The 7,132-nt window shown below is 38.9% G+C and carries 2 tRNA genes and 3 rRNA genes; all 5 read left to right on the plus strand.

The window, feature by feature from the left end:
• Positions 1 to 443 precede the first annotated feature (443 nt).
• The 5 genes from BKH43_RS08205 to rrf all read left to right on the plus strand — a co-directional run bounded on the left by BKH43_RS08205 (position 444) and on the right by rrf (position 6,296).
• Positions 444 to 1,940, plus strand: a 16S ribosomal RNA gene (locus tag BKH43_RS08205).
• 257 nt (positions 1,941 to 2,197) lie between these two features.
• A tRNA-Ile gene (locus BKH43_RS08210) sits at positions 2,198 to 2,274 on the plus strand.
• Positions 2,275 to 2,281: 7 nt separating this feature from the next.
• Positions 2,282 to 2,357 (plus strand) — tRNA-Ala (locus BKH43_RS08215).
• Positions 2,358 to 2,919: 562 nt separating this feature from the next.
• Positions 2,920 to 5,806 (plus strand): 23S ribosomal RNA (locus tag BKH43_RS08220).
• 373 nt (positions 5,807 to 6,179) lie between these two features.
• Positions 6,180 to 6,296 (plus strand): 5S ribosomal RNA (gene rrf / locus BKH43_RS08225).
• Together the 16S, 23S and 5S rRNA genes with 2 tRNA genes alongside form the textbook arrangement of a ribosomal RNA operon.
• The last annotated feature ends 836 nt before the right edge of the window (positions 6,297 to 7,132 follow it).

Raw genomic sequence — 7,132 nt, forward strand, 5'->3', positions numbered from 1 at the left:
TTCCCCCCTTCCTCTAAGCTAACCTTAAGCTTCACTTCACTATAGTTTCATTTCTCAAGCGATTAAGGCTTACTTTTCTTGTTTTGATTAGTTTAATTTTTTAAGTTTTTTAAAGTTTTTTTAATAACTTTAAATAAGTTTTGCTTAAAATTTTAGCTTTTTAATCTTAAGAATTTAATCTTTAATAATGTTTGTGTTCTTTTAAATTTGAATTACTAGTAATTTTAAAGTTACTACTTCAATATTGAGAGATGATCTTTGAAATCTAAGCAAGAGTGGTTTAGTTTATATCTAAACTAACTCTTTTTATTGTTATATCTATACAACTCTGACTATAACTTATTAGTTTTTAGTCTTTTGTGATATTTAAAGAGTTTAGGAAAAAACAACAACATTTTATAGATAGTTTGCATCATTTTTATATTTGATATAAGCTTTCTATTTTTATGGAGAGTTTGATCCTGGCTCAGAGTGAACGCTGGCGGCGTGCCTAATACATGCAAGTCGAACGATGAAGCTTCTAGCTTGCTAGAAGTGGATTAGTGGCGCACGGGTGAGTAATGCATAGGTAACATGCCCTTTAGTCTGGGATAGTCACTAGAAATGGTGAATAATACTAGATACTCCCTACGGGGGAAAGAATTTCGCTAAAGGATTGGCCTATGTCCCATCAGCTTGTTGGTAAGGTAATGGCTTACCAAGGCTATGACGGGTATCCGGCCTGAGAGGGTGAACGGACACACTGGAACTGAGACACGGTCCAGACTCCTACGGGAGGCAGCAGTAGGGAATATTGCTCAATGGGGGAAACCCTGAAGCAGCAACGCCGCGTGGAGGATGAAGGTTTTAGGATTGTAAACTCCTTTTCTAAGAGAAGATTATGACGGTATCTTAGGAATAAGCACCGGCTAACTCCGTGCCAGCAGCCGCGGTAATACGGAGGGTGCAAGCGTTACTCGGAATCACTGGGCGTAAAGAGCGCGTAGGCGGGATAATAAGTCAGATGTGAAATCCTGTAGCTTAACTACAGAACTGCATTTGAAACTGTTATTCTAGAGTATGGGAGAGGTAGGTGGAATTCTTGGTGTAGGGGTAAAATCCGTAGAGATCAAGAGGAATACTCATTGCGAAGGCGACCTACTGGAACATTACTGACGCTGATGCGCGAAAGCGTGGGGAGCAAACAGGATTAGATACCCTGGTAGTCCACGCCCTAAACTATGGATGCTAGTTGTTGGGGAGCTAGTCTCTCCAGTAATGCAGCTAACGCATTAAGCATCCCGCCTGGGGAGTACGGTCGCAAGATTAAAACTCAAAGGAATAGACGGGGACCCGCACAAGCGGTGGAGCATGTGGTTTAATTCGAAGATACACGAAGAACCTTACCTAGGCTTGACATTGATAGAATCTGCTAGAGATAGCGGAGTGCCCTTCGGGGAGCTTGAAAACAGGTGCTGCACGGCTGTCGTCAGCTCGTGTCGTGAGATGTTGGGTTAAGTCCCGCAACGAGCGCAACCCTCGTCCTTAGTTGCTAGCAGTTTAAGCTGAGCACTATAAGGAGACTGCCTTTGTAAGAAGGAGGAAGGTGAGGACGACGTCAAGTCATCATGGCCCTTACGCCTAGGGCTACACACGTGCTACAATGGTTGATACAAAGAGATGCAATACCGCGAGGTGGAGCAAATCTCAAAAATTAATCTCAGTTCGGATTGAAGGCTGCAACTCGCCTTCATGAAGCTGGAATCGCTAGTAATCGTAGATCAGCGATGCTACGGTGAATACGTTCCCGGGTCTTGTACTCACCGCCCGTCACACCATGGGAGTTGTATTCGCCTTAAGTCGGAATACTAAATTAGTTACCGCCCACGGCGGATGCAGCGACTGGGGTGAAGTCGTAACAAGGTAACCGTAGGTGAACCTGCGGTTGGATCACCTCCTTTCAAGAGTATATGTAACTATTCATTTAGTTCATATTAAGAGCTCTTTTAAACTTAAGAGTAATCTTAAATTTAAAATCTCTATTAACCTTAAAGATTATTTATTTAATCAAGTAGTTTTAAGAAATTAAAGTTACTATAAAAATATTTAGATATAACTAGATTGCTCTTGCTTAGTTTTCAAAGATTATCTGTAATGAATTCTTATTGTTCAAAATAGCTTATAACTTAAGCTCTTTATCTTAAAGGCTTATTGTAAAGGGCTTATAGCTCAGGTGGTTAGAGCGCACCCCTGATAAGGGTGAGGTCAGAGGTTCAAGTCCTCTTAAGCCCACCATTAAAAAGGGGAATTAGCTCAGCTGGGAGAGCGCCTGCTTTGCACGCAGGAGGTCAGCGGTTCGATCCCGCTATTCTCCACCATTTATGAGTTATATAAGTGAACAGTAATGATTTTATTTAAGTATCAATTTAGAAGTTAGTTAGTTTTAAAAAACAACTTTATATTAGTTAGTAAAGCTTTATTGATTGATGTTGCAAAGCTTTAATATAAGCTCTTAGATTTATTTAGTTTTAGTTTAAATAATGAAAACTATAGATTTAAGAAAGTTTAAGAGTTTATATTAGACCTTTGTTTAAGCGTCTAATGTTTTTTGACTTAACATTGTTAATAGCCTAAAAATAATAGTAAAACTACAACGAACACTTATTGTTTAGTTTTTATATTCTAAAAAGATCTTATCTTAAAAGAGATTTATTATTTTAGTAGCCTTATTAAAGTTTATATTCATATAAAGTAATATTTATAAGTTTATATACATAAGTAAGAATATAAGAAAGATAAAACTATTTAAAGCTAAAGATATTTAAGTGAAGTTAAAATCTTAACTCCAAAGTTAAAGTATTAACTATCAAACTTATAACTTATAGAATCTAAAGATACATTCAATAAGGCAGTATAAGAATTACTCATAACATAAACCTTAAATAAGCTTTTAAGGGCAAATGGTGGATGCCTTGGGTAGTAGAGGCGATGAAGGACGTACTAGACTGCGATAAGCTAGGGGGAGCTGTCAAGAAGCATTAATCCCTAGATTTCCGAATGGGGCAACCCAATACATAGTGATGTGTATTACCTTTAATGGAGCAAACCTGGTGAAGTGAAACATCTCAGTAACCAGAGGAAAAGAAATCAATTGAGATTTCCTTAGTAGCGGCGAGCGAACGGGAAAGAGGGCAAACCAGTAGCTTGCTACTGGGGTTGTGGACTGTAATATAGACTTGAAGAATTTAGCAGAACTTTCTGGAAAGTAAGACAATATAGGGTGATAGTCCCGTATGCGAAAAGTTCTTCATACTTAGCAGTATCCAGAGTAGGCCAGGACACGTGAAATCCGGGCTGAAGCCGGGGAGACCACTCTCCAACCCTAAATACTACTACTACACCGATAGCGAACAAGTACCGTGAGGGAAAGGTGAAAAGAACCGCAGTGAGCGGAGTGAAATAGAACCTGAAACCATTTGCCTACAATCATTCAGAGCCCTATGTAGCAATACAGGGTGATGGACTGCCTTTTGCATAATGATCCTGCGAGTTGTGGTATCTGGCAAGGTTAAGCGAAATGTGAAGCCGTAGCGAAAGCGAGTCTTAACGGGCGTTTAGTCAGATGCTGCAGACCCGAAGCTAAGTGATCTATCCATGGCCAAGTTGAAGTAAGTGTAATAGCTTATGGAGGACTGAACTCGTACCCATTGAAACGGGTTGGGATGAGCTGTGGATAGGGGTGAAAGGCCAAACAAACTTAGTGATAGCTGGTTCTCTTCGAAATATATTTAGGTATAGCCTCAAGTAATACTAATAGGGGGTAGAGCACTGATTGGGCTAGGGCCACTCACCGTGGTACCAAACCCTGTCAAACTTCGAATACCTATTAGCGTATCTTGGGAGTCAGGCGGTGGGTGATAAAATCAATCGTCAAAAGGGGAACAACCCAGACTACCAAATAAGGTCCCAAAGTTCTATTCTAAGTGGAAAAAGATGTAAAGTTACTTAGACAACCAGGAGGTTGGCTTAGAAGCAGCCATCCTTTAAAGATAGCGTAACAGCTCACTGGTCTAGTGATTTTGCGCTGAAAATATAACGGGGCTAAGATAGACACCGAATTTGTAGATTTATGCTGATGCATAAGTGGTAGAAGAGCGTTCCATTCAGCACTGAAGGTATACCGGCAAGGAGTACTGGAGCGGATGGAAGTGAGCATGCAGGAATGAGTAGCGATAAAATATGTGAGAATCATATTCGCCGTAAATCTAAGGTTTCCTACGCGATGCTCGTCATCGTAGGGTTAGTCGGGTCCTAAGACAAGTCAGAAATGGGTAGTCGATGGCAAATAGGTTAATATTCCTATACCAATTATTGTGTGCGATGGAAGGACGCATAGGGTTAGGTGAGGCAGCTGATGGAATAGCTGCTCGAAGGGCGTAGATTGGAAGATAGGTAAATCCGCTTCTGTATTCGAAACCTTACAGGCCTTTAAAAGTCTTCGGACTGGAGGAGGAATCATTGATACCGTCGTGCCAAGAAAAGTTTCTAAGTTTAGCAATAATTGCCCGTACCGCAAACCAACACAGGTAGATGAGATGAGTATTCTAAGGCGCGTGAAAGAACTCTCTTTAAGGAACTCTGCAAACTAACACCGTAAGTTCGCGATAAGGTGTGCCACGAAAGTGGTCTCAGCAAAGAGTCCCTCCCGACTGTTTACCAAAAACACAGCACTTTGCAAACTCGTAAGAGGAAGTATAAGGTGTGACGCCTGCCCGGTGCTCGAAGGTTAAGAGGATTAGTCAGTCAGTAATGATGAAGCTTTGAATTGAAGCCCGAGTAAACGGCGGCCGTAACTATAACGGTCCTAAGGTAGCGAAATTCCTTGTCGGTTAAATACCGACCTGCATGAATGGCGTAACGAGATGGGAGCTGTCTCAAAGAGAGATTCAGTGAAATTGTAGTGGAGGTGAAAATTCCTCCTACCCGCGGCAAGACGGAAAGACCCCGTGGACCTTTACTACAGCTTGGTACTGCAGATGGGAACATTATGCGCAGGATAGGTGGGAGGCTTTGAAATCTTTACTCCGGTGAAGATGGAGCCATCCTTGAGATACCACCCTTAATGTTTTTGTTTGCTAACTGGCTAGAGTTATCCTCTAGCAGGACAATGCCTGGTGGGTAGTTTGACTGGGGCGGTCGCCTCCTAAAAAGTAACGGAGGCTTGCAAAGGTTGGCTCAAGACGGTTGGAAATCGTCTGTAGAGTGTAATGGCATAAGCCAGCCTGACTGTAAGACATACAAGTCGAGCAGAGACGAAAGTCGGTCATAGTGATCCGGTGATTCTGTGTGGAAGGGTCATCGCTCAAAGGATAAAAGGTACCCCGGGGATAACAGGCTGATCTCCCCCAAGAGCTCACATCGACGGGGAGGTTTGGCACCTCGATGTCGGCTCATCGCATCCTGGGGCTGGAGCAGGTCCCAAGGGTATGGCTGTTCGCCATTTAAAGCGGTACGCGAGCTGGGTTCAGAACGTCGTGAGACAGTTCGGTCCCTATCTGCCGTGGGCGTAGGATTATTGAGGAGAGCTGTCCCTAGTACGAGAGGACCGGGATGGACATGCCACTGGTGTACCAGTTGTTCTGCCAAGAGCATCGCTGGGTAGCTACGCATGGATGTGATAACCGCTGAAAGCATCTAAGCGGGAAGCCAACTCCAAGATTAATAATCCCTGAAGGTCGCAAGAAGACTACTTGCTTGATAGGGTAGATGTGTAAGCATAGTAATATGTTTAGCTGACTACTACTAATAGACCGTTTGGCTTATTTAAACGTTATAAGTAACTTATACTGTCTTATTGAGTGTATCGTTTTACTATTAGGCTAGATTTTATTCTTTAATATAAGATTTTATATTTGATTGGTTAAAAAACTAATTAATTTAAAATCTTACTTAGAGCATAATAATTTAGTTATTTTTAGGCTACAATCTCTCTTTTAAAAAAGGGAATTAAGAGTAATGATATAACTATTTATTTAGTTATATAAAACTTTAAAAGCCTTTAAGATTTAGTTAAATTCTAAACCTTGAAGATTTTTATTTAAGGTCATCAAACTTCTAAAGCTTTACTTGCAAAGCTTACTAAAGCTTTTAGATTAAAGCAAAGTTTTAAACTCTCTTAATTACTTTTAATTCCCTTTTTTCCTTGTGTTTATAGAAAAGAGGCAACACCCAGTCCCCATTCCGAACCTGGCAGTTAAGCTCTTTTTCGTCAATGATACTGCATCTTTCAGGTGTGGGAAAGTAGAACGATGCAGGGATAAGGGGAGATTAATAATGTTAAATGCTTTTAATCTTCCAATCTTTTTTATTAAGTCTAATCTATAATTTTTATAAATATTAATTAAGATTCGCTGCAATGCTTCTTGTTAAAATTAAATAAAAACAATCATTTTATTTAGCATTCCTGGCAATTCATAAAATTGTAAATTATAGTTAAGTAAGGTAGGCTCTTATAACAACAATAAAATCTAGTCTATATAAAGCTTATTTTCTGTTTAGTATTTTAATCCTTCCTAAGCTTATTTTTTTAGTTACTCAATTTACTTTAGTGCTTGGATTTATTTAACTTCTTTTTATTACTTCTTTAATACTGCTTTATGCATGGCTTTGGTTTTTTTATTGCTTAATTTGCTTAATCTCTCTAATCCTTATCTTTAATATACAAGAGCTCTTATTTGTTCTTTAGCACTCAATTTAATTACTTGCTTTACTTTATTGTTTATACAACTTTTTAAAATTGTATTAGTGCTTAATTTTCTTGCTTGTTTTTTAATTACTTCTTGAGTTTTAAATTCTTTAACTACTCTTTTAATCTCTCTTCTCCTTTTTAATATTTTAGTTCTTCTTAAGTCTACTTTTTTTAGTTCTTGATTTCTAAATTTTATTTAAAACTTTATATTTAATGTTGTAGATAGTCTATGGTTAATATAGTCTATATAACTTTTTTTAATTAGTGTTTAGCTGCTTGCTTATAACACTTAATATTTTTTTAGATTCTTTAATTATTTAATTTTTTTAGTTTTTAATTCTTCTTTCTTTTTTAATACTTTTTAGTATTTTAGTTATTAACAAGCTTTGGGCTTTTTGGTTGTAC

It is taken from the genome of Helicobacter sp. 13S00401-1 (assembly GCF_002272925.1).
Classification (GTDB): domain Bacteria; phylum Campylobacterota; class Campylobacteria; order Campylobacterales; family Helicobacteraceae; genus Helicobacter_I.